This is a genomic window from Priestia aryabhattai B8W22, from assembly GCF_000956595.1.
In the GTDB taxonomy this organism is placed as follows: Bacteria; Bacillota; Bacilli; order Bacillales; family Bacillaceae_H; genus Priestia; species Priestia aryabhattai.
The window spans coordinates 119922-142453 of sequence record NZ_JYOO01000006.1; the positions used below are offsets into that span (position 1 = coordinate 119922).

The following is a 22532-nucleotide window of genomic DNA, read 5'->3' on the forward strand; positions in this document are numbered from 1 at the left end:
TTTTAAAGTAGATTGTTAGAGATGGTCTGACACACCGAGATGATGTGCCAGACCGCTTCTATTTACTATTCGACCTTCATACCGATTGCTTCTAATACGTAATTGTAAAAATGCGAAACGTGCTGTTCGATAGGTACTAAAATCCCTCCTTCTTTATAAGATTTTGAACTCATATTTTCTTGACACCACTCACAGGCTTCAAAGTCTTGTAAATTAACGCGGTGAAATAATTCCACGGCATCTTTCGGGTCAAAATCAGGCTTAGCCATTTCTTCCGGGTCGAATAACCATTCACAAATCACTTTAGACTTTTCCGCACTGATTGGAATAATACGATGAATAATAACGTGATCCGGTGTTAAATTGATAAATACAAGCGGCAGAACGGTAATGCCAAAATACGTGCGGTCGTCTTCAGGAAGCAATCCTTTTAACATGGGACGGCTTCCTTGCCCGCTGATTGAAAAAGCTTCTAATTCATCACCAAACTTAGCTCCACCTCCTACTGAATTTTGAGTACCGACTCCTGAACGAAATTCAGGCAGCGTTGCTGTAAGCTCAGGGTGAATGGAGGAACAGTGATAACACTCTTGAAAGTTTTCTACAATAAGCTTCCAGTTTGCCTCGACTTCATATTCTTCACGATGAGCGGATTTTAGATTTTGAATTTCATATCTCGCAAACGTATAGAGCTCGCCAAAACGATCAAGAATTTGTGTATCTAGCTGATATTCAACAGACATAGGATTGTCTGATAAATTAACCCAAACCATGCCGTGCCACACTTCAATGTGAACAGATGTTAGTCCGTAACTTTCGTTATGCACGAGTTCTTCTCGACAGTGGCTTGTATTAGGAACACCTACTAAATTACCATCTAAGCTATAGCTCCACGAATGATACGGACAGCGAATGACGCCCGTTTTACCCGATGCTTGGCTGCACAGCTTAGCTCCTCGATGCCGACATACGTTCAAGAATCCACGCAGTACATGATCTTTTCCTCTAGTAATGAGAATATTTTCCCCTTCAACTCTCGTCGTAATATATTGTCCTGGTTCTGCTATTTCATATTCAAATGCAACTAAACTCCATGATTTAGAAAATATATAATCTTTTTCTAACTTAAAAATGTCCGAAGATGTATACAACTCTCCTTTCAACGTGGGTTCAAGTCTCCCTTTATCATTTACTAAACCATGTTCCATAACCATCTGCTATTCCTCCTTCGCTTCTTTAGAAACATTTAAATAGAACCATTCGCAAGAGCTGACAACGATTTATACTATTTTATTAGTTGCAAAACGCTGCGGCGTAAACAAATCGATTGGATGATTGGTTTTTCCCTCTGTCACTAAATCTGCTAAAATCTCTCCTACTACGCTTGCAAACTTAAACCCATGTCCAGAAAACCCTGCTGCAATCGCTACTTGAGGATATTCTGGATGCAGTGAAATGACAAAATGTTCATCTGGAGTATTAGTATACATGCACGTTTTCCCTTGTAAAAATCGGCCGTTAAGCTGTGGAAGACCTTGAGCTAGATAGTGCCGCATCATGTTCACTTCATCTTCATATATATTTCGATCAATCGTTTCCGGCGTACACGCCGTTCCTTTTCGGAAAAATGCCACTTTTGCTCCTTCAGCCTTTAATCCAAAGGAAGGGAAACCATACAACTGTACATAATCATCTGCTTCCCAAATATAAATCGGCTGTTTTCCCACTGAAAAAACGTCTATTCCTTGTGTTGGTTCAAAAAACATTTGCACATGACGCTCTACTTGTAAGCTAACACCTAAATCCCTTAATAAATCTGGTGCCCAAGCGCCTGCAGAAATAATGATTTTTCCAGCTTCATATGTTCCATTAGCTGTTACAACGCGCACGCCTTCACCAGAAGGATGGGCTTCCCATAACTCTACTTCTTCAAAAAAATGAAGCTCAGCTCCGTATTTTTCTGCTTGAAGAAGGTGAGTATATACGCTTGCTTCCGGCCTAACGAATCCAGCTCTTTCTTCATATAAAGCAATAGTGTTAGGTGAAGGTGTAAACGCCGGAAACCGTTTGTAAATATCCTTCGCTTCTAGAATCTCATAAGCAAGGTTCCACTTTTTAGAACTTTCAATACTTCCAGAGACCGTCAAGCTATCAGGAGGGCCCATCATAAGTCCACCGGTAACGGTAAGGATTTCTTGACCGCTTTCTCTTTCAATTTCATTCCACAATTCGTAGGCGCGAAGCAATAATGGAACGTAAGCAGGGTCTTCAAAATAAGACTGCCGAATGATTCTAGAACCACCGTGACTTGATCCTAGGTCATGGGCGGGACCGAACTGTTCTAACCCCAATACCCGCTGGCCTTTTTTGGCGAGTTGATAAGCAGCTGTACTCCCCATAGCTCCTAACCCAATAATAATGACATCATAATGTGTTGACATATGCATTCCTCCTACATTTCAAATTATTAATTAAACTACTGCTGGGGAGTGTGTCATCATTGTTGCTTTATAACGCTGTCCAAAGTATTCAACTTCTAAAACCATTTCTTCATTTACAGCTTGAGATAATAAGGTGTGTACAATTCCTTTCCCTAAGCTGTATGAATAGCCAGCGCTTGTCACAAATCCGAGGGCCGTTTCTCCATAAAATACTGGTTCATATCCCATTACTATTGCTGAAGGGTCCTCTAATATAAGCGTTGCTAATACTGTTTCAGAATCTTTTCTCTGACGATCAAGCAATGCCTCTTTTCCAATAAAAAATGATTTTGTTAAATCCACCATTCCATAAAGGTTGACTTCATATGGATGATGTTCGCTCCAAAAGTCTTTTCCGCTTTTTAACGAAAGAGATTCAATTCGAAGGTTTTCAAGAGCTCGGTCTCCTCCGGTAATCAGCTGATAAGGCCGTCCTTGTTCAATTAATAAATCCCATAAATTCAGGCCTTGATCGGAAGTCGTAATCAATTCCCAGCTCTCCATTTCCCCGCAGGAATTACGCAGCGCAAGAACTGAAACATTTCCGATAAACAGCGTTTTCGCTTGCCCTTGAATCCAAGTACCACTAAGGTCTGAGCGTTGAACCACCGACTCCATTACTTCTGTAGCTTTAGGGCCAATTAATGCTACACTGCATGTCCCTGACGTTACATCTTGGAAAACAACTTGATTACTTTGTGGCACGTGTTTTTGAATCCAGCTTGCTTCTACAGCTCCCGTACAAACAATCAAGAAAGTGGATATATTTTTGCGAATAACCGTTATTTGATCTTTTATGCCGCCTCGCTCATGCAACATACACGTGCGTATGCTTTGACCTACTGCAATGTCTATATTTCCTGTCGTTAGCTTCTGTAAAAACTGGAGAGCTCCTTCTCCTTTGATTTCTAACCTTTTCTTTGCTGCCGTTGTATCGTAAAGAGCTGCGTGCTGACGAGTATGCAAATGTTCAGCCTCAATAATAGGTGACCAATATTCAGCAGCCCATCCATTTCTTATTACCATCATCTTTTCATAAGTAGATATAAGCGGATAGTTAGCTTCATACCACTGTGGCTGCTCCCAACCCGCTTTTTCGTTAAAATACGCTTTTAGTTCTTGCTGACGCATATAAAATGGACTTACGCGCATGTTTCGTGATACTTTTCGCTGCATAAATGGATGATGAATGCTATAAACTTCTTCGTACTCTTCAATAGACCGCTGTTTGTAATAAGCAGGGCTGCATGCATACGTATCAAAACGATTAATATCGCATAGCTCTAAATCCACAGTCGGTGCACCATTCATCATCCATTCAGCCATTTGCCTAGCGACACCTGCAGAGTGGGTTACCCATATGGCTTCTGCTATCCAAAATCCCTTTACCTCTTGTGATTCTCCAAGCAGCGGCATCCCATCGGGTGTGAAAGAAAAGATACCGTTCATTCCTTTTTTTATCCCCACTTGTTTTAATGCCGGAATTAACTCTAGTGCATCTTCCCATGGCTTTTCAAAATCCTTCGACGTAAAAGGTTTGATAGAAGGCATTTCTTTTGTTTCTCCGTATTTTGTAATATCACTGAGTTCGACTGGAAACGGCTCATGCTGATATGATCCAATCCCAAGCCCTTTCTCTACCTGACGAAAATAAATTGCATTATCCTGATCTCGAATAAGAGGAGTCGCGGCTTCTTCCGTTTCTCCGTTTAATTCAAGTAAATCATTTGTAAACACATATTGATGAGCCATCGGCTGAAGAGGAATCGTTACACCGACCATTTCTCCGATGCGAGGTCCCCAAAATCCGGCACAGCACACGATTACATCTGCTTCAAATTTTCCAGTGCTCGTGTACACTGCCTTTACTTGACCATTTTCCACTTCAATATTCGTCACTTCTGTATGACCGTAAAATTCTACTCCACACTCTTTAGAAAAACGAGTCATTTTATCAACGGCATGCAAAGGTTTGGCAATACCGTCTGACGGAACATAGAGACCTCCGCAAATACGCTCAGGACAAATCAGCGAATTTTTTTCCGCGCATTCCTGCGGTGAAAGAAGAAAAGCTTCGATGCCCCATGAGCTGGCAACACCAGCCTTTCTCTTTAGATCTTCTAATCGCTCTGGTGTACGGGCAACTTCTAAACTGCCGACAGGATAAAAAGAGCACTGTTCCTCCATACTCAACTCTTTGAAGGTTTCGACTGTTTGAGAAGCCAACGTTGTCAGGATTTTTGAAAAGCTAAGCTGAAATACAAGCCCTGGAGCGTGAGAAGTAGATCCTCCTGTTTCAAACAAAGGGCCTTGCTCAATCACTGTTATGTTTCTTTGCCCCATTTTACTTAAATAATAGGCAATGCTGCACCCGACAATTCCAGCGCCTATTACTACTATCCTCTTATGTTCCATCACTACATATCTCCCTCCTTTTTTAATTCAAAGATGTTAAATATTGTCGATAGTCAATTATATTTTTAAATTTCTTAATTTTCAAAGTATTTTGTTAAAAAGTGTGACATAGATTTTTTCTGCACTTTCTTTCGTTAATGTTCGGATAACGCTTTCTTAACTTTAAAATCCCTGAAAAATCGCCGTTTTTTTCTTTGGAATAACGAATTTTAAAGAAACTATCTATCTGTCAAAATGGCTCTTATGAATGAATGGTTATACTAAAAATGACGGAAAGAAGATAGCTAAAATAACTTAGCTATCTTCTTTTTAAACCATTTACCGATTAATTAATTTTGAAGGCTTAAATACTTTTGCTTATTTTTAGACCAAAGTTGCTTGTTTGACTACTTTTTTCATTTCTTCTGCAACGTTTCTTTTGTCTTTTTCACTTGTAATCCCCCCGCCTACAATCACAAGATCCGGCTGTGACTGCACGACCTCAGGAAGTGTATTCAGTTTAATACCTCCTGCCACCGCTGTTTTTGCATTTTTCACAACTCGTTTAATCGTTTGAAGCTGCTCGAACGGGGTTTCTCCTTCAGCTTGAAGATCATACCCTGTGTGTACACAAATATAGTCAACACCGAGTGCATCGACTTCTTTTGCACGTTGCTCAAGGTTTTTTACATTAATCATATCAACAAGAATTTGTGTTCCTTGTTTTTTGGCCTCTTCTACAGCGCCTTTTATAGTCGAATCATCAGTAGCGCCAAGAATGGTAATAATACTAGCCCCCGCTTCAGAAGCTTTCATTACTTCATAAGCACCTGCATCCATAATTTTCAAATCAGCTAATACCTTTAAAGACGGAAAGGCTTCCTTGATTTCTTTGACTGCTCTTAGCCCTTCGTTAATCACAACTGGAGTTCCAATTTCTACAATATCGATATACTCTTGAACCTCCTGCACTACTTCTTTTGCCTCTGAAATATTTACAAGATCCAATGCTAATTGAAGTTCCATACCTACTTCACTCCTTCATTAAATGGGGTTGTCTAGCATGAATTCATTGTAAAACCGTTACTTTCAAAAAAAAAGTAGGCACTTTTAAAACATATAGTCACTAAAAATATACTATGGACGCTTCAATGCAGCGTATCATTCGTTTTTATTTTAGAAAATTCTGAATAATAAGGGTAGTTTTATTCTTTTCAACAAAAGATTTTAACCCATATGGCTAGAATTATTCATTTCAGGTTCTATAACGGTTTCCATATAATTTTTTCCCCACTCGTCCATGCTCTCAAGGATGGGCATTAAGCTTCTCCCGTGTTCAGTCAAGGAATATTCAACTTTTGGAGGGACAACCGGATAGACTTTTCGGTGAACGATTTGATCTTCTTCTAATTCTCGCAGCTGACTTACTAACATTCGCTGAGTAATTCCCGGCATCATGGACTTTAACTCCCCAAATCGTTTCGTCCCTTCTTTTCCCAGGTGCCACATAATCAACATTTTCCACTTGCCTCCAATAATCGTTAACGTTAATTCCTTTTCACAGTTAAACGTTTTGCTAAAAAGTCTGCTCAATTCTTTTTCCTCCCTTTTATGCGTAATAGTATAGTTTTAGACACTATATGAAAATAAAGTGTCTACTTATAAAGGAAAATTGTACCTGCTATACTTTAATCTGTAAAGATGGTAAAAGGCTATATTCAATGCAATAGACTGTTAAAATAAAGGAGGAAATCAATTGGGCAGTGTAGCTCGTTCACGTGGTAATTGTCTCAAGTCTCATTCATCACAAGCGTTAGAAGTGGATTCCATGACCTTTATCTTATTTGGATCAACAGGAGATTTAGCTAAAAGAAAAATTTTTCCCGCCTTATATAATTTATTTTTGGATAAAAAGCTGCCTTCTTCCTTTTCTATTGTTGGTACAGGTAGAAGCAACTGGTCTGATGATGCCTTTCAAATATATGTAGAAGAATCAGTAAAGACTTTTTCAAGGCGCTTTAGGCAAGGTGAATCCAAGATAAAAGAATTTCTTAAGACAGTTCGCTATCATAAAATGGATGTTACCAATAGTGATGGATATGACCAGTTGCTGCACGCTATTCAAGAAGGCGAAGCAGAATTAAATATTCCTGAAAATCGTCTTTTCTATTTATCAGTGGCTCCTGAATTTGTAGACGTTATTGCTTCAAATATAAATAGCGGCGGATTAGGATCTACAAAAGGCTGGAAACGTCTTATTATCGAAAAGCCTTTCGGACACGATTTACAATCTGCTCAAGTGTTAAATCAAAAGCTTACTCAAACGTTCAAAGAGGAAGAGATTTATCGTATCGACCATTATCTTGGAAAACCAATGATTCAAAACTTGGAAGCTTTAGCATCTGCAAACCCTATTTTACAAGCATTATGGAATCATCACTACGTTGCAAACGTTCAAATTACAGCTAGTGAAACAGTTGGTGTAGAAGAAAGGGCGCATTACTATGATCAGGCCGGTGCGACTAGGGACATGCTCCAAAACCATATGCTTCAAATGCTTATGATGACTGCTATGCAGCTGCCAAAGACGCTTAATATCGCAAAAATCCGACAGGAAAAGATAAAAATTATGAAAAGCCTTCGTCCTCTGCAAAAAGAGTTTATCCATTCGAATGTCATAAGAGGTCAATACGAAGCGGGGAAAATCCAAGATCATTCAGTTATAGGATATAAAGAAGAGCCCGGCATCAATGCTTCTTCCGTTAATGACACATTTATAGCAGTCCGGGTATGGATTGATCATGAGCTTTGGAAAGGAGTGCCTTTCTACCTTCGCACAGGAAAAAGAATGAGTAAAAAATGCACGCGTATCATCATTGAATTTAAACATCCTTTAAAGGATGTTTATACAGACAAAGAAGCCGTTCCTAACCTTTTAGTTGTCGAAATCAGCCCAAATGAAGGTATTTCGCTGCAATTAAACAGCAAAAACCCTTTGAATGACAATAAAATCGAACCCATTTTTATCAATTTCTCAACAAATCAAAGAGAAGTACCCGAAGCTTATGAACTGCTGTTATTTGATGCTTTACAGGGAGACTCCACATTTTTTGCTCACTGGGAAGAAGTTGAATTATCTTGGAAATGGGTGCAACCTATCTTAGAAGTTTTTAATGATGAACGCTTTCCTCTCCATTTTTATCCTGCGGGTACGATGGGACCAGCAGCTTCAAATCATTTGTTAGAAGACGACGGGTTTAAGTGGTGGTGATTACTTTTAATCTCGTTAAAAAGAGGCTGGGATAAAAGTATTTTATTTGAAGAAGGACCCAAACGATGAAGTGAGATTCTTGATAGAGAATCCAACTCGTTCGAATTTTTCATTGTGGTCGTAAACGTAGATTTACTGTATGTAGTTGCTTTTAGTTGTTGATTGTAGAGCAAGACGAAGACTCCTGCGGGAAAAGCGGAACAGGTGAGACCCCGCAGGAGCGTATACGAGGAGGAGACTCAGCGGTCGCCCGCGGAAAGCGAAGTCTTGCAGGGAAATCAACTGCGGCGTCACAAACTGTTCAGCTCATGTATATTAGTTGTTCGTCTTTAGATTGAATTCATTTCGTTATATTTTAACCTCTTTTAAAATATTAAAAATTCATTATTAAAACCTAGTAATGTCACTCATTGATAAAAAATTAAGCCTTCGTATCTTCTTTATTTAATATTAGCCATTTGATTTTTCGATCTCGCTCTTTTCTTTCTTGTTCATCAACTAAATCATATTTCTTCAGCAAATGAAACATCTCGTTTAATGTTGTTTGCGAAGGATTTCGTACGAGAAACTCATGAAATAACGAGCGAATATCTTCTGGCAGCCATTGTGACTGCGAGTTAAACTTCTGCTGTACATCTTCTACCGAGTGGTCTAAATTACATTTACCCATACCTTTTCCTCCCTTTTTATGTAACTGTTTTGCATTTTTTAGTCTTCTTTTCGTTTAAACGTACTTGGCATAACAACTGCTACAACTTCTCCGGTCGCAACAATGATGTCGCTTGCGTATACTTCTGTTTTAACTCTCCATTTCTTCGGGTGAATTTCTTCAACCGTTCCTATTGCTTTTAGTACTTCACCCTGCGGCGTTGGTTTTTTAAAATCTACGTGGAGAGAACCGGTAACAAACCGCGGCGGCTCTGCTGAATCTCCTATTTCGTAGCCATTTTTACGGTATAGAGCAAGAGAAGCAGAGCCTGTTCCATGGCAATCAATCAGTGATGCAAGAAGTCCTCCATAAACAAACCCTGGTATAGCTGTATGTTCAGGCTTAGGTGTATAAAGGGTAATGGTTTTTTCTCCTAGCCATCCTGTCCGAAAATGATAGCCTTCTTGATTTAATCGGCCGCAGCCGTAACACCATGCAAAATCATCCGGATATTCGTCTTGAATCGCTTTTACTACTTTTCCCATGGTTCACCACTCCTTTTTTCGGAATATTTTAACACATTTTCTCCTACAATCGTTAGAACTAAACGGACTATTTTCAAGCTTAAATAACTAAAAATCATAATAGAAGAAAAGCCTCACTTAAAAAATAATCGATTAACTAGGTTTTTATTTATAAATGATGGTGACGAGAAAGCATCTTTCTAATTGAAAGGTGCTTTTTTGTTTCTTATAAAAATATAAAAAAGAGGAGAGTTTTTATGAAGAACATTTTTATGAAATCAATGACCGTTCTTACCTTATTAATGGTTGCATTATGTGGAGTAAATCAGGAGAAAACAGAAGCAGCAAGTAAACCAGCGAATCAAGATTTAATCATCATTAACAAGTACTACAACAAGCTTGCGTATTTTCACAATGGTTATATTGAAATCGTTGATCCAGTAGCAACGGGAAAAACGTGGGATAAAACATCTGTTGGCTTTTTTAAAGTAGTAAACAAAATTAAAAACCGCCCTTACTATACGGGACATATTCCTGGGGGCGATCCTCGTAACCTATTAGGAAAACGTTGGTTAGGATTAAATGCAAACGGTACGTATGGTGATACATATGGCATCCACGGCAATAACAATGAAAGTAGCATTGGAAAATATGTGAGTCAAGGGTGCGTGAGAATGCATAATGGAGACATCGAAAAGCTTTATGAAAAAGTCCAAGTAGGCACACCGGTTGCCATTACGTATTCTTATAAAAGCTTCGTTGATCTTACAAGCGTATACGGTTATAAATTCAAAGGCTATAAGATGAAAAACAATTAATATCTGAGCAGCATTCTGTTATTGAACTGCACCCCAATTGTTAGACAAAATTTCTGATTCATTTAAAAAAGTCGAAAACCCGTGTTAGAAGAATTTTTAACATGGGTTTTTTTCTTATTTACGATGGAAATTTATTACTAAAAAACGGTAATACTAAAAAGGCAGCTCAAAGAGTTTGAATTCAAAAATATCTGTTAGCTTTTAATTCAAATATAGGGGTGATATCAATAGATAATATATTTGAAAATCTTAGGGAAATACGTTTATTAGAAGATAAGCTGTATCATTTAGAATTAAATGGTTGGCTAAAAAATGAGTTTTTAACTTGGGAATGGTGGATACTAGTCGTTTTTTTAGTTGTGCCTTGGGTTATATGGGCTAAACTTGTTAAACGAGACATTATCTTAGAAATTTTGTTATTTGGTACCGTAATTATCTTGACAACAACCTTATTAGATGTAGTTGGTGTGCAGTATAGTTTTTGGGAGTACCCCATTGCATTCCTACCTATTATTCCTCGGGCCTTTCCTTTTGATTTTTCAATAGTACCTGTAGCTTACATGTTGTTATATCAATATTTTAGAACATGGAAATCTTTTATTTTAGCCCAGGTCATTATGGCGCTAACATATGCATGTATAGGTGAACCCTTTTGCGAGTGGGTCAAATTTGTTAATTATTTAGAGTGGAGATACAGATATTCATTCATATATTACATCATTCTTGGAATTGTAACTCGAGCTTTAATACTAAAACTAGCCTCTTTATATAAACATCAAGATCTTACAACTAAGTAAAATTTAAAAAGTGAAAGAAATAGAAAAATATATGACACCTATTGAAGCAGCTTGTGTGTGGGGAATTAGACGAGATAGCTTAAAAAATAAGTTTAGCCCTTCAAAGCTAAATAAAGAAAAAGAAGAAGAGTTAAATCAAATGATTGAAGAAGGATTGATTAAATTTTTTCTCCATCCAGATAGAGAACGGAAAGAGTGGATCATCAGCAGAGATGCAATGATAAAGTGGTTTGGAGAACCTAATAATGAGGGTTGATCTTTAAAGGAGATGAGTTAATGATCGGAAGTGTCTTTCTAAATGGTATGACCGATGTTGTACGAAACTTTTTAATTTTAGTTTTAGTAATTGGTGCTGCGTTTGCTTTAATACCTGTTATGGGCTATCTAGGAACATGGGTTTTCAATGGAAAGCAGATGAAAAAAGAATGATCTTTATTCAATGAAGAAGAAAAGAAACAGGAACAATTAAATGTGCTTAAATATGTGATGCCGTTTATCATAGTTGCAGCAGTAATTTTCGTTTTTATATCGTCTACTATTTTTATGGGGAATTAATTTTAAAAAATATAACTACAAGCAAAAAACCTTAGCAGAACTAAGGTTTTTTTATTTAAGTAAATTTATCAATTTCTTTTATTCCTTTAAGTAATCTTTATAGTACTTTATTAAAAATAGTTACACCTTTTACACACCTTGTAGAAAAACCCACAATTTGTCGTCACTTTGAGTAAATAGTAAAACTTTAATAATAAATGAAGTAATTTAATATTTACTTAACGGATAACAAAACGTAGACAAGGTTATTTTCTATAAATATAGTGAATGACAACATTTTTTAAAAGGTATATGTATATGAATCTACAAATCTGGCCACACTAATAACGTATTCCCCCTATTCCAATAAATTTGAAAATCCTTTGCATATTTGCAAAGGATTCTTTTTTGTACAATTAGTTCTGAAATTGTAGAATGTAATTTAATTTTAAGGTCTATACCCATATAAGAATTCAAACATAAAGAAACAGATAAAACCTATAAGTAAAACAGGGATCACACTAATTCCCAAATACACACGATGTAGGGGCTTTTTTAGTTTTTTGAACCAGTTATAGTATAGTATTAAAGAAAGTATGCACACGGGTATAAAGAACAAAGCAGCAAATATATCTGTTAATCTTGAATTTGCATCCCAATATTCGTCTGGGACTGGAGTATGTACATACCATTTATCGGCTAAACGAGTTTGAAGATAACTAAAAAGTAATATTCCTAAAGAATAGTAGACACCAACCAACCACTTTAACCATTTTGGTAAGTAAGATTGACTTGCAATAATACACATAAGCACTAATATACAAAACACTGGAACGCTGTAACTCATTAGTAACCTCCAACAAAACGTAAGTTTCTGATAACAAAATATGAATAATTTTACCATATTAGTTTATATGTATATATATTGATTATGAGATCGAGGATATAGAATTTTAGTTAACGTAAAACGGATTATCGCCAATCATTGAAATACCTATATTAAGTTAAGGGGATACCTGATGTTATCTTTTTAATCCATTCTTTTAGCTCTATATCTTCATGAAAATATACATTTGGTTCAATTTCTAAATCAATGCTCAACAAAAAAATAAGATATTCATGTAGTTGTTCTTCATCAAAAGAGAGGGTATTTCTACTCTCTAGGTTTTGAACCCATTTATAAGACCATTGGTTAAATTGTTCTCGAGACATATTTCCTTTAAGAACTTTCTCTAATTTGTTTATCAAATCTTGTTTAGTTGGCTGACTTTCAAACATTGATTTCGCCTTTAGCTTTCTGAATAACTGCTGTTATAAATGGTGCTTTAGCTTCTGTATATCCAACTCGATCAAAACTATATTTTTGAGCTAACTCAATCTTCAACTGATTATATTGATTGCGTATATGTAAATGTTTTCTTAGATAATTTCGAAATAAAATATTATTATTCCATTCTTCGCTTTCGTATTTATATATGTGTAAATGATGTGTTCCTGCTCGCCATAATCCTTTTCTAAAGAACCTTCTATTTGGAAACTCCTCATGAAATATATGTTCATATCCAATATTATTTAGTGGTTCAATCAAGCCAACTACTTCTCCTAAGTTACAAACTCCAACCATAATGTCTAATATTGGTTTAGCACCCAATCCCTTAACAGATGTACTTCCAATATGTTCAATTGATATGGCCTTATTACTCATAATATCTTTCAAAAGCTTTTCCTCTTCCTGAAAAGACAAGGCCCAGTTGGATGTATATTCCTCAATAATTACTTGCTTATCCATGCGTATGTCTCCTTACTTTAATACTGCTTATCAATATTATCAAAGAACATCATTGTTTGGTTAAACTAGCTTCATATATTCTTGAGATGCTCCCCCAAGGATGATAACCATCTCCTATATATAAGAAATCATACTTTTCGTAATATCCAATATGGTTGGTACATAGATAAAGTTTATCAAATCCGGCATCTTTAGTATCTTCTTTAATTCTTAAAAGGAACTTTTCTCCTAAAGACATACCTCGATAGTCTTCTTCAATATAAAGAGCACATACCCATGGCCATAAATCCATACGACTAATGAAATCGTTACTAATAAGTCCTGCACAGCCGATAATTTCGCCTCTATTCTCTAACAGATACCAAATTGGAAGGCTGTTATTTGTTTTTAAGCTATGTGTAATACAGTCTTCATAAAGTTTTAAAGTATTTTCGTTTGCCCATTTGTTTTGAATGTATTGTATTGCTTTATCTTGATACTCTACATGTTCTCTAACATTAATAATTTGCATGATAAATCTCCATTCTTTTAACCAATATTCGTTACTTAGACGAGAGTTTTTCGAAAAAAGTTGTGTTTTTTATGCAAAAAATAAAAAAACTCTCTTATTTGAGAGCTTTTAATAAAGATCTTCATATTTTTTCTTATAGGATATTGCAAAATTGCTACGCAAAGGCTGCATAGATGGTGCAAGATCTAGAAAAACACATGATGTTCATTCTAATAAACATGATGTTCTTCAAAAGTGAACATATATGTTCACTTTTGAAGAACACAAAACCTTTTATATATCTTGGGTTTTCATTTTGTTTAATTCATTTTGTTGCTTCTTTTTAAACGATTCCCTTCCTTTTTCCCATTCTAAAAGGAACATGGCTAAACCTAATAACATTAATAAAACAACTTTTATTGGATGGTTGACTTGGTGAGTTGTAAATATCCACCCACAGTATGCTAGATAAGCTCCTGGGATAATAGCTCCCCAATATACACTAGCTCTGGTAGATAAAAAGTATTGAAAAGCAAATATAAGTGCAAAAATTAAAAAATGAGGCATTACTATATCTCCTTTTCTTCTTTATATTTTTCAATGATTAACTTGGCATCTTCTAAACTAATTCTTTCTTCAATAGCAAGCTTCTTAACAAGGTTAATTAGTTCTTCTTTGTCATGTTCTTCATTTATTTCAATCTTTTGTATTAAGCGATCTAAACGTATACGAACAGTCGGATAGGATACTTCGTAGTCTTTTGCAAGCTGTTTTAAAGAACCTGAATTTAATACAAACTTTCTTATAAACTCTAAATCATCACTTTTTAACGACAGTATCCATGAAGGAACGTCCTTTTTATCCATATATAACCACCTCTTCCTTTATTTAAAATATATCATATACTTAAATAAAGTTAAAGTATTTTTAAATAAAATTAAAAACACTAATAAAACAAAGTTTAATTTTATTAGTGTTTAGCATGTGTATAATATTGATATCTAGTTAACATAAAACGGATTATCGGAAATAAAAAAGGTATCCCTATTTACTAAGAGACACCTTGTTCTATTCTATAGAAAGCTAATCATCAACAATCAGTTTTTTTAGACTTATGAAGAGGAGGTGGAATTAACCAACCTTTTTCTTTATTAAGTCTTAAGAACTTTCCACCAAGAGCTACTTTTTGCATATGAATTTGTGCAAACATGGCTGCAATATCTTCCCGAATAGATTGTCCAATCAATTGACTACACGTAACTAGATCAGCAGCTATATTCATTGAAATTGCTGCAGCTACTTCTGGATCTTGAACACGTGCACCCACTGGAATATCATCTAAACAAGCTTCAGGTCGTTCAGGTGGGGTTGGCGGTAAACCTACTCCATTTTCTTTTAATAATGTTTCAATGCTTTTTATTTCTTGCTGGCACTGTTCGATTGTCTCTTGTACCAATTTATGTAGATCCTTGTCTCCTACATGATTTAGAAATGTTTGATAGCCAGATACTAACCCTTTTGAGGTAGAAACATACGACCATGTTCCAAATACCTCACCATAATGCATCGGTTCATCTGTAGGATTTCCACTTAAAATACCCATTGTTATCCTCCTTACAAAATTCATGATAGTGTGCCACCTTTCTTGCTATGCACATGTTTAACGTCTCCAAATTTTGTTTTATTATTCTTCTACTTCTATCAAAAAATTAATTCATCAAAGAATATAATTCCATATTTCAAGTAAACTAACCAAGATGTTTAAAAGAGCATCGTTCACTATACCCTTGTCATTAAACCCAAAAAAACTACCCTATAGGTAGTTTTTTTGGAATTGTTGGAGAGATTATAAATTGTGGCTCTCATCACAGCTATTTATCTCTACTCATACAAAATAGATATTAACGAACTTTTTCTTCACGATCATCTCTTCTTTTAAGACCAAAAAGACCAACTAGTCCTAATAATCCAAGCAATTCCCAAGGCGAATCATTGTTATCATCTGTATCAGTTGCTGTAGTGACATTTCGAGTGTTTACGTCATTATTATAATTTAAGTCATCATTATAATTTGCTCTATCTACGTTATTATTTTCAGCATTAACAGGTAAGCCGAAAGTCATCATAGTTAAAGCTAACGTACATAATAAAACAGAACATTTCTTTTTCATTCTATTCCCTCCTTTCTTTATTAAATAAAGTCCCCCCATCACGAAATCCTATTCTGTAATGACCTAAAGCTTACAGACTGTATCTAAAAATTTCATGCTATAAGAGTACAGTAATGAGTAAAATTTCATATTTTAAGCAAACTACTCAAGACGCCGTTAGGCATCAGCCAATATCCTTATAATAGAGCAGAAAAAACCTACCTCTTTGGATTGGAAAGGGATAGGTTTTTTTCTATTTTCAAGGTGTATACTCCATACATCTTTAGTTAACATAATGGTTATTACAGGAAGTAAAAAAGCAAGTTCAGTTAATAATAACGAACTTGCTCTCTTCTATTTAAGAATATCACGTCATACTAGAGTTATTATGTATAGTAATTTTATAATTTCTTACCACACCATGGACTTGTCATCAAATAATATGAAATGATCAAAACACTCATCAAATGGCGTTTTATGAATGTATTTCCCAAAAGTTAAAAGAAGATTAGGATCGTCTAATCTCCTTCCACCTCTGTCATTTCTTTCTTAATCACTTTAAAATCATCTTCACTTATTTCCAAATGACCAAATCGAAACGAATAACCCCAATACTTCTTATTTTTAATGAAAGAGAGCTGTGGAATTAAAGAATGAATATATGTTTCTGTACACTCTATAAAATCTATCTTTCTTCGGAAGGGTATAAAATCGTTTCCCATATTAAATTGAAAGATATGATCATCAACAACACGTCCTAAAGCCGTAAATTTTTGATACGGAGTGCCTTCATTAAGCTGTACCTTTGGAGAATAATAAATGATCCAATCGCCCGTCCTCATCTTTCTTAAAGGAGCTTCCTTACCATGACAAAGTTGAGCAAAACCACCTTGAACGCCCTTCATTACATGGTCGCGAGAAGCCACTCCAATCCAATACCTTATATTCTTTTTCACGTAAATCAACACCCACAATGATTGGATAGAGGATTATCTGAAGTGGCTGTTGAAACTGGAAAGTTCATTTCCTGCCATGCGGCAATTCCCCCCGTTAACTCTTTTACATCATACCCTTGTTCCAATAAAGATTTGGCAACTTTAGCAGCTGTATTGCACCAAACATCCCAACAATAAAGAATAATCTTTTTGTCCTTAGGTATCTCATCTAAACGATTGGCTAATTCTTGTTCGGGTATAACATGGGCATTCTTAATCGTTATACTTCTTACATGAGCAGGACCATTCCTAACATCAATTAAAAAGTATTGTTCTGGATTCATTTTCTTTGCTCTTATGTAATCCATGGGGCTTATAGTCGCTTGAAGACGTGCATTAAAATAATCGAGTGCGTTCATTTGGTATAACCTCCAATTTTCTATAATGACTTCCAAATTCTAATCAAAAAATCTTTCAGTAATTGTCTTTCTTGTTGGTTTAAAGGTGTTAAAACTTCTGATTCCACATCGGTCAGGAATTCCCAACGTGAATTCAGTACTTCCTTGCCTTTTTCCGTAATTAAAAGACTATAAGATCTTCGATCATTAGGGTTCTTGGTTCTCTCCACAAATTTTAACGTTTCTAAATGATCAATATGACTGACCATAGTCGTTCGATCAATTTGTAGGTTGTCGGATATGTCTTTTTGAGAAGAGTATGGGTTTTCCTCAATAAATAAAAGAACACCATATTGTCTTGAATTGATATTAAAAGGGGCCAGTCCTTCAGCAAATTTTTGTTCCATTTGTTGAAGAGCCTTTCCAAGTAAAAAACCATAAGATTGATTCCATTTATTCACCTAAGTTCTTCCCTCCTTATATTAATCAGTTAAATATATAATCAGTATAACTGACTATATTTCGAAAAACAAGTAAATACTTATAGTGATTTCCTATCATATAAATAGCATAATTTTCTGATAATTTAAACATAAGTTTGATTAGAGTAAACTAAAAATAGAAAACTGATTAATTAATAATAATTTGGAACTTTTTCTATTATGAAAGAGCATAACTTCATCATCCATAAATCACCTTTTTGCTCTATAAAAAGTAAAAAGGACGTCCGTAAAAGTATACTTATTTATATTCTGAAATCTAGCATGACGGTAACTCAAAAGAAGCCTTTATAAGAAATTTATTTTTTCTTTATCTTTTATAAAGACTCCATCATACTTTTAAGTTAATTTCTATTTTGCGTATTTATTTCTAACAGCATCATCCCACATAAGCAGAATCTGTTTTAACTCAGCTGTTTCAATTAGACAATACGCGTTTTGATTTTCTTCCGCATATTCATTCACAATCTTTGTTACATCATATTTAATTTCCATAGTACAGGCATTTCCAGTTAATTCTTCATAAGAAGATTGCTTTGAAAGTACTTTATCAATTAAATCTAACCATAATTTCGATCTATCTTTCTGTACATTGCTTAATAATAAATCTATAACTAAAAAAATTTCATCAGGCACGTTTATCATAAGCATCCCTTGATTATCTTCATAGATTTGAACATTATATTTCATTACTGGTTTCTTCCTCTTTCTCTTATTGGAAAAGCAGTATTTATCTTTCCTTCTGAATTTATATACATTTTTATTTACCATAATGTTCCTTATCGGAAATATAAAGCGCCAAGAAACTTTAAGATTTTAAAAGAAAAAATCCATCTTTGCGAACATAACTAGCTAATCAACAATGAAAAAGTCAGGGGGAATCCCCTGACTCATAATATATTGGTTTCCGTAAAGAATATATTTATGTCTAAAATTATTCTTTTGGAGGAAACCATGTATGACTAAGCATCACACACAACTTACCTCATCCGAAATAGCTTCTATTTGGACGGGTTACATGAATGATAGTATGTCCAAATGTATATTAAGTTATTTCCTAAAACAAATAGAAGATGAGGATATTCGTCCAGTTATTCAATTTGCATATGACATTTCGTTTAAACATTTAGAAAAACTAACAAATATTTTTAAACAAGAGAAATTACCCATTCCAACAGCTTTTACTATGGGACATGATGTCAATCTGAATGCACCACGTCTTTTTACAGATTCTTTTATGCTCACATATATTAATCATATGGCGAAGGCAGGTATGTTAGCTTACAGTGGGTTTATTTCAATGAGTGCTCGAGAAGATATCCGAACGTACTTTCTAACAGGACTTCAAGAGGTATCAACTTTGTTCAATCAAAGTTCAATTGTTGCACTTTCAAAAGGAGTATTCATTCGATCTCCCTATGTAGCCTATCCAACAACAACCGATTATGTAGATAGTAAACAATATTTAAGTGGTTTCTCTTTTTTCAGCAAACAACGACCATTAAATTCGATGGAAATTTCTCATCTATTTATGAACATTCAAACAAACCTCATAGGTGCGAAGCTTTCACTGGCATTTGCTCAAACATCCCCTCGAAAGGACGTTCAAGATTGGATGATAAGAGGTAGTAAAATCGCAGAAAAACATATTCAGATTTTCACCAAAGTTCTTCTTGATAATGATATACAATCACCTATATCATCAGATATTGCTATTAGTGATTCAACAATACCAACATTTTCAGATAAGCTTACCATGTTTCATATGAGCTTTTTAACTGCAGCAGGAACAGGAAACTATGCAACAGCAGCTGCAGCAAGTCAAAGAAGTGACCTTTTTTTGAATTATGAAAGATTATCGTTTGAAATTTCTCAATATGCTAAAGATGGTGCTGATATCATGATCCGTCATCAATGGCTTGAACAACCACCTGGAACAAAAGACAAGGAACAATTAGCTAAGAAAAAAGAATAAAGCTATCTATTTAGAGCCAACTATTCAAGATACGTTACGTATCACTTTTAATACGTTGATACGTTATTGAAAAAACTCCTGGCCAACAGCAGGAGTTTTTCTCTTTTTACGCTGTATATAATATACAAAGGTAGTTAACATAATACGGATTTCTAGGGACAAAAAAGAGCACCTAATCACTTATCGGTGCTCTTTTTCTCTTTTTTAGATATTAATACAGATTCATAGATAAACCAATAAACTAATGGTTATACAATAATTAAAATAAATCCATTTTCAAAAAAATTGTTAAGATATACAATATATGTATGAAAAATCAAATGTTCATGCAGATACATTTGGCATACACAGAAAGGGGAAAAAAATTTGTCGATTTACTATAAAGTAATTGGAGATGGATATCCCATCGTTATGTTGCATGGGTGGACACTTGACCATCAAGTGATGTTAAATGCAATGGAACCGTTATTCGAGAAACGAAGCCATTGGAAGAGAATATACATAGACTTACCAGGGATGGGCAATTCCGAGCCTCAATTGTCTATTCAGAACTCTGATAATATGTTAGAAGCGATATTATGTCTTTTGGACGAAATTATACCTGACCAACAGTTTATTGTTTGTGGCAATTCATATGGTGGATACATTGCCAGAGGTATAGTTCGTTCGCGTCAGGACAAAGTTCGTGGATTACTACTAATGGCACCATTGATTATACCTGAATATGATGAAAGGGTAGTACCCCAACAGACTGTTCTAAAGAAAGACAACGACCTGATATTGCGTTTGTCCCAAGAGGAGGCTGATGAATTTTGTTCCATGGGAGTAGTCCAAGGTCAAACTGAATGGGAGAGGTTTCAAAATGAAATTTTACTTCCTTCTAAACAAACAAACCATGAATTTGTAAACAGCATTCGTCAAAATGGATATGGTTTTACCTTTGATATTTCATTTAAACTTGAGCATCCCACACTCATTATAACAGGACGTCAGGATAATGTAGTGGGATATCAGGATGCGTGGCAACTAATCGAAGATTACCCAAGGGCAACTTTTGCAGTGCTCGATATGGCTGGTCACAACCTACAAATTGAACAAACTGATGTATTTAACGAATTAGTGCATAACTGGTTAAACAGGCTTGAACTGGACAACTTTTAATTTGTATAACTTATCTTCATACTCATACTTAACATAATCCAGATTTTCGGAACCCCTATTAAAAGTAATTTATACTCGAATCTTACACAGACGGATAATTAATAACATTTTGAGTAAACTAATTAAATGCAGAATTTCTAAAGGAAACCTACCTCTGACAAATCAGGTGGGTTTTTCTTTTCGATACATACGTTATTGATAACTTGAGCAAACTACTCATGATGTGCAAAAGCATCAAAACTAACTTCTAATTATGTCACAGAAAAAACTACTGGTCCCTGATGAGCCGGTAGTTTTTTCTTTTTTTCATAAGGATTACCAAAACGAAAACACCCTGACTATATTTTAAATAGTCAGGGTGTTTTCCCTCTACTTTTGAAGATTTAGTCCCAAAAGAAGATTAGCTTTTCCGAGTTCTATAGTATATGAAAATCAGCAGTAGTTAAGAACCAGTATTTATAATACAAAATGAATTTGCTTAAACTATCTACGATGCTATGATGCATTAAATAAATACACCTCGTATAAAGCCAGTGAAAAAACCACTTTTTCAACTGGTTTTATATATTGGTACAGGTTATAAAGAGAACAAACGTACATATTCTTATAACAAGAAGTAAAATTAACTTCGGGGTTTTATAAATGAACTAAAAGAAAGTCTACTGAGATCCCCAGTAGACTTTCTTTTTTATTATGTATAGTTACTGACTATGTTAAGCAAACTACTCAAGACGCCGTGAGGCATCAGCCAATACCCTTGCAATAGAGCAGAAAAACCTACCTCTTTGGATTGGGAAGAGATAGGTTTTTTTCTATTTTCAAGGTGTATACTCCATACATCTTTAGTTAACATAATGTCTCTTTCCGGAACACACCACAAAAAAGAACCCTTGTCGCAGAACGGTTCCGCCGAGGGTTCTTTTTCCGGAGTATGCAGCTTTTTATACATCCTTGATATGACTACGTTTTCTCGATACCCCAGTGGAAGGTGAATGCATAAAAAGTCTGCATTATATATATATGTTAGTCCCTATAAAAATAGTCCTTATGGAGAATCCTGCTATATTTTTTGAAAACAGATTCCACATTAAGCTTCCTTTATAAGAAAGATCTAGATGAACCAATACTGTATTCTAATAGCATCTTTATAGCGTTTTCTGGTAATTGATTAGATTTCTCAAGTATTGTTGGTGTCTGACCATTTCCGGTGGAATTATAGGAAACAAAAACTAATTTTTTTTCGTCTTCACCAGGAAAGTTTAACTTCGTAGGTAATCGAGCTTCCTGGGGGCTAATGTTTTCCTTAAATGTTGTGGACTTCTTATTTATAAGTATCTCGTAAAATTCACCGTTGTAAATGAATCCAATTGCCGGTGTATTAGCATTGCTCATTAATAGACCCTCCTGATTTTCATATAAATACAAATGTACTTATATAGTATGATTTAGAAAGAGATATGGTATTCAATTTATAATCAAACAAATGTCATAGCAGCATTCCTTAATTTTCACGAAAAGGTTTTTGTATTTTAGATCACTCTAAAAGAAGGCCATTTTTAAAAGGATTTTAGGTTTATAAGTCAAAATAGTTAACATGAACTTGTAAAGCGATTGAAGGGTGTAGAAAGGGAGGGGCAAAAAACGGAGGATAGAAGATACTGATTTTA

28 protein-coding genes are annotated in these 22532 nt (G+C 35.1%); 8 read left to right on the forward strand and 20 right to left on the reverse strand.

The window, feature by feature from the left end; translation table 11 throughout:
* Positions 1-65 precede the first annotated feature (65 nt).
* The 5 genes from N178_RS06780 to hxlR form a co-directional block, all read right to left on the reverse strand.
* A complete protein-coding gene (locus N178_RS06780) occupies positions 66-1214 on the reverse strand; it encodes an aromatic ring-hydroxylating oxygenase subunit alpha (RefSeq protein ID WP_045291448.1) in 1149 nt (382 codons plus the stop codon).
* A 66-nt stretch (positions 1215-1280) separates the two neighbouring features.
* A complete protein-coding gene (gene solA / locus N178_RS06785) occupies positions 1281-2441 on the reverse strand; it encodes an N-methyl-L-tryptophan oxidase (protein ID WP_045291450.1) in 1161 nt (386 codons plus the stop codon).
* A 30-nt stretch (positions 2442-2471) separates the two neighbouring features.
* Complete coding sequence (locus N178_RS06790; protein WP_045291532.1) at positions 2472-4895, reverse strand: GcvT family protein; 2424 nt, start codon at positions 4893-4895, stop codon at positions 2472-2474.
* A 363-nt stretch (positions 4896-5258) separates the two neighbouring features.
* The gene (gene hxlA / locus N178_RS06795) at positions 5259-5900 is read right to left on the reverse strand and encodes a 3-hexulose-6-phosphate synthase (protein ID WP_045291451.1); all 642 of its coding nucleotides are present in this window, start codon (positions 5898-5900) and stop codon (positions 5259-5261) included.
* 201 nt (positions 5901-6101) lie between these two features.
* Entirely contained in the window at positions 6102-6467 is a 366-nt protein-coding gene (gene hxlR, locus N178_RS06800) for a transcriptional activator HxlR (RefSeq protein WP_013056244.1), read from the reverse strand.
* Between the two features lie 163 nt (positions 6468-6630).
* On the opposite strand from hxlR, the gene zwf reads away from it, so the two are divergent.
* Together zwf and N178_RS25770 are read left to right on the forward strand one after the other, a co-directional pair.
* Positions 6631-8145 carry a glucose-6-phosphate dehydrogenase gene (gene zwf / locus N178_RS06805; RefSeq protein WP_080890151.1) on the forward strand — a complete coding sequence of 505 codons (1515 nt, stop codon included), beginning with the start codon at positions 6631-6633 and terminating at the stop codon, positions 8143-8145.
* Positions 8146-8303: 158 nt separating this feature from the next.
* Positions 8304-8483 (forward strand): hypothetical protein, encoded by a 180-nt coding sequence (locus N178_RS25770; protein ID WP_080890154.1) that lies wholly within the window; start codon positions 8304-8306, stop codon positions 8481-8483.
* An 83-nt stretch (positions 8484-8566) separates the two neighbouring features.
* Here the strand turns inward: N178_RS25770 and N178_RS06810 are convergent, their stop codons facing one another.
* Together N178_RS06810 and N178_RS06815 are read right to left on the reverse strand one after the other, a co-directional pair.
* On the reverse strand, positions 8567-8815 hold the full coding sequence (locus N178_RS06810) for a hypothetical protein (protein WP_028408089.1): 249 nt from the start codon (positions 8813-8815) through the stop codon (positions 8567-8569).
* Positions 8816-8853: 38 nt separating this feature from the next.
* On the reverse strand, positions 8854-9339 hold the full coding sequence (locus tag N178_RS06815; RefSeq protein ID WP_016763560.1) for a PaaI family thioesterase: 486 nt from the start codon (positions 9337-9339) through the stop codon (positions 8854-8856).
* A 236-nt stretch (positions 9340-9575) separates the two neighbouring features.
* Between N178_RS06815 and N178_RS06820 the strand changes: the two genes are divergently transcribed.
* The 4 genes from N178_RS06820 to N178_RS26710 all read left to right on the forward strand — a co-directional run bounded on the left by N178_RS06820 (position 9576) and on the right by N178_RS26710 (position 11362).
* Positions 9576-10136, forward strand: a complete 561-nt coding sequence (locus N178_RS06820) for a L,D-transpeptidase (RefSeq protein WP_045291453.1) — start codon at positions 9576-9578, stop codon at positions 10134-10136.
* A gap of 218 nt (positions 10137-10354) precedes the next feature.
* Positions 10355-10933 (forward strand): CBO0543 family protein, encoded by a 579-nt coding sequence (locus N178_RS06825; RefSeq protein WP_045291455.1) that lies wholly within the window; start codon positions 10355-10357, stop codon positions 10931-10933.
* 10 nt (positions 10934-10943) lie between these two features.
* Positions 10944-11189 (forward strand): helix-turn-helix domain-containing protein, encoded by a 246-nt coding sequence (locus N178_RS06830; protein ID WP_045291457.1) that lies wholly within the window; start codon positions 10944-10946, stop codon positions 11187-11189.
* 20 nt (positions 11190-11209) lie between these two features.
* Positions 11210-11362, forward strand: coding sequence for a hypothetical protein (locus tag N178_RS26710; protein WP_160297353.1), 153 nt, complete (start codon positions 11210-11212; stop codon positions 11360-11362).
* Between the two features lie 553 nt (positions 11363-11915).
* Here N178_RS26710 and N178_RS06835 read toward each other — a convergent pair.
* The 12 genes from N178_RS06835 to N178_RS06890 all read right to left on the reverse strand — a co-directional run bounded on the left by N178_RS06835 (position 11916) and on the right by N178_RS06890 (position 18419).
* Positions 11916-12314 (reverse strand): hypothetical protein, encoded by a 399-nt coding sequence (locus tag N178_RS06835; protein WP_045291459.1) that lies wholly within the window; start codon positions 12312-12314, stop codon positions 11916-11918.
* A gap of 152 nt (positions 12315-12466) precedes the next feature.
* Positions 12467-12745: a hypothetical protein gene (locus N178_RS06840; protein WP_045291460.1), complete on the reverse strand. Its 279-nt coding sequence runs from the start codon at positions 12743-12745 to the stop codon at positions 12467-12469.
* On the reverse strand, positions 12738-13256 hold the full coding sequence (locus N178_RS06845) for a GrpB family protein (RefSeq protein ID WP_045291462.1): 519 nt from the start codon (positions 13254-13256) through the stop codon (positions 12738-12740). The genes N178_RS06840 and N178_RS06845 overlap by 8 nt, the downstream gene beginning before the upstream one ends.
* A gap of 49 nt (positions 13257-13305) precedes the next feature.
* Positions 13306-13767 (reverse strand): GNAT family N-acetyltransferase, encoded by a 462-nt coding sequence (locus N178_RS06850; protein WP_045291464.1) that lies wholly within the window; start codon positions 13765-13767, stop codon positions 13306-13308.
* A 273-nt stretch (positions 13768-14040) separates the two neighbouring features.
* Positions 14041-14313, reverse strand: coding sequence for a hypothetical protein (locus N178_RS06855; protein ID WP_045291466.1), 273 nt, complete (start codon positions 14311-14313; stop codon positions 14041-14043).
* 2 nt (positions 14314-14315) lie between these two features.
* On the reverse strand, positions 14316-14612 hold the full coding sequence (locus N178_RS06860) for a DUF2089 family protein (protein ID WP_045291467.1): 297 nt from the start codon (positions 14610-14612) through the stop codon (positions 14316-14318).
* Between the two features lie 224 nt (positions 14613-14836).
* Positions 14837-15349, reverse strand: a complete 513-nt coding sequence (locus tag N178_RS06865; protein WP_045291469.1) for a DUF3231 family protein — start codon at positions 15347-15349, stop codon at positions 14837-14839.
* A 298-nt stretch (positions 15350-15647) separates the two neighbouring features.
* Positions 15648-15917 (reverse strand): WGxxGxxG family protein, encoded by a 270-nt coding sequence (locus N178_RS06870; protein ID WP_045291470.1) that lies wholly within the window; start codon positions 15915-15917, stop codon positions 15648-15650.
* Positions 15918-16414: 497 nt separating this feature from the next.
* Entirely contained in the window at positions 16415-16852 is a 438-nt protein-coding gene (locus N178_RS06875) for an EVE domain-containing protein (RefSeq protein WP_045291472.1), read from the reverse strand.
* Between the two features lie 5 nt (positions 16853-16857).
* Positions 16858-17250 carry a rhodanese-like domain-containing protein gene (locus tag N178_RS06880; protein ID WP_045291474.1) on the reverse strand — a complete coding sequence of 131 codons (393 nt, stop codon included), beginning with the start codon at positions 17248-17250 and terminating at the stop codon, positions 16858-16860.
* 20 nt (positions 17251-17270) lie between these two features.
* A complete protein-coding gene (locus tag N178_RS06885) occupies positions 17271-17690 on the reverse strand; it encodes a MarR family winged helix-turn-helix transcriptional regulator (protein ID WP_045291476.1) in 420 nt (139 codons plus the stop codon).
* Positions 17691-18080: 390 nt separating this feature from the next.
* Positions 18081-18419 (reverse strand): hypothetical protein, encoded by a 339-nt coding sequence (locus N178_RS06890; protein ID WP_045291477.1) that lies wholly within the window; start codon positions 18417-18419, stop codon positions 18081-18083.
* 268 nt (positions 18420-18687) lie between these two features.
* On the opposite strand from N178_RS06890, the gene N178_RS06895 reads away from it, so the two are divergent.
* Together N178_RS06895 and N178_RS06900 are read left to right on the forward strand one after the other, a co-directional pair.
* Positions 18688-19704: a DUF3231 family protein gene (locus tag N178_RS06895; RefSeq protein WP_045291478.1), complete on the forward strand. Its 1017-nt coding sequence runs from the start codon at positions 18688-18690 to the stop codon at positions 19702-19704.
* 366 nt (positions 19705-20070) lie between these two features.
* Positions 20071-20865: an alpha/beta fold hydrolase gene (locus N178_RS06900; protein WP_045291479.1), complete on the forward strand. Its 795-nt coding sequence runs from the start codon at positions 20071-20073 to the stop codon at positions 20863-20865.
* Between the two features lie 1098 nt (positions 20866-21963).
* Here the strand turns inward: N178_RS06900 and N178_RS25490 are convergent.
* On the reverse strand, positions 21964-22257 hold the full coding sequence (locus N178_RS25490) for a hypothetical protein (protein ID WP_052942378.1): 294 nt from the start codon (positions 22255-22257) through the stop codon (positions 21964-21966).
* Positions 22258-22532 lie beyond the last annotated feature (275 nt).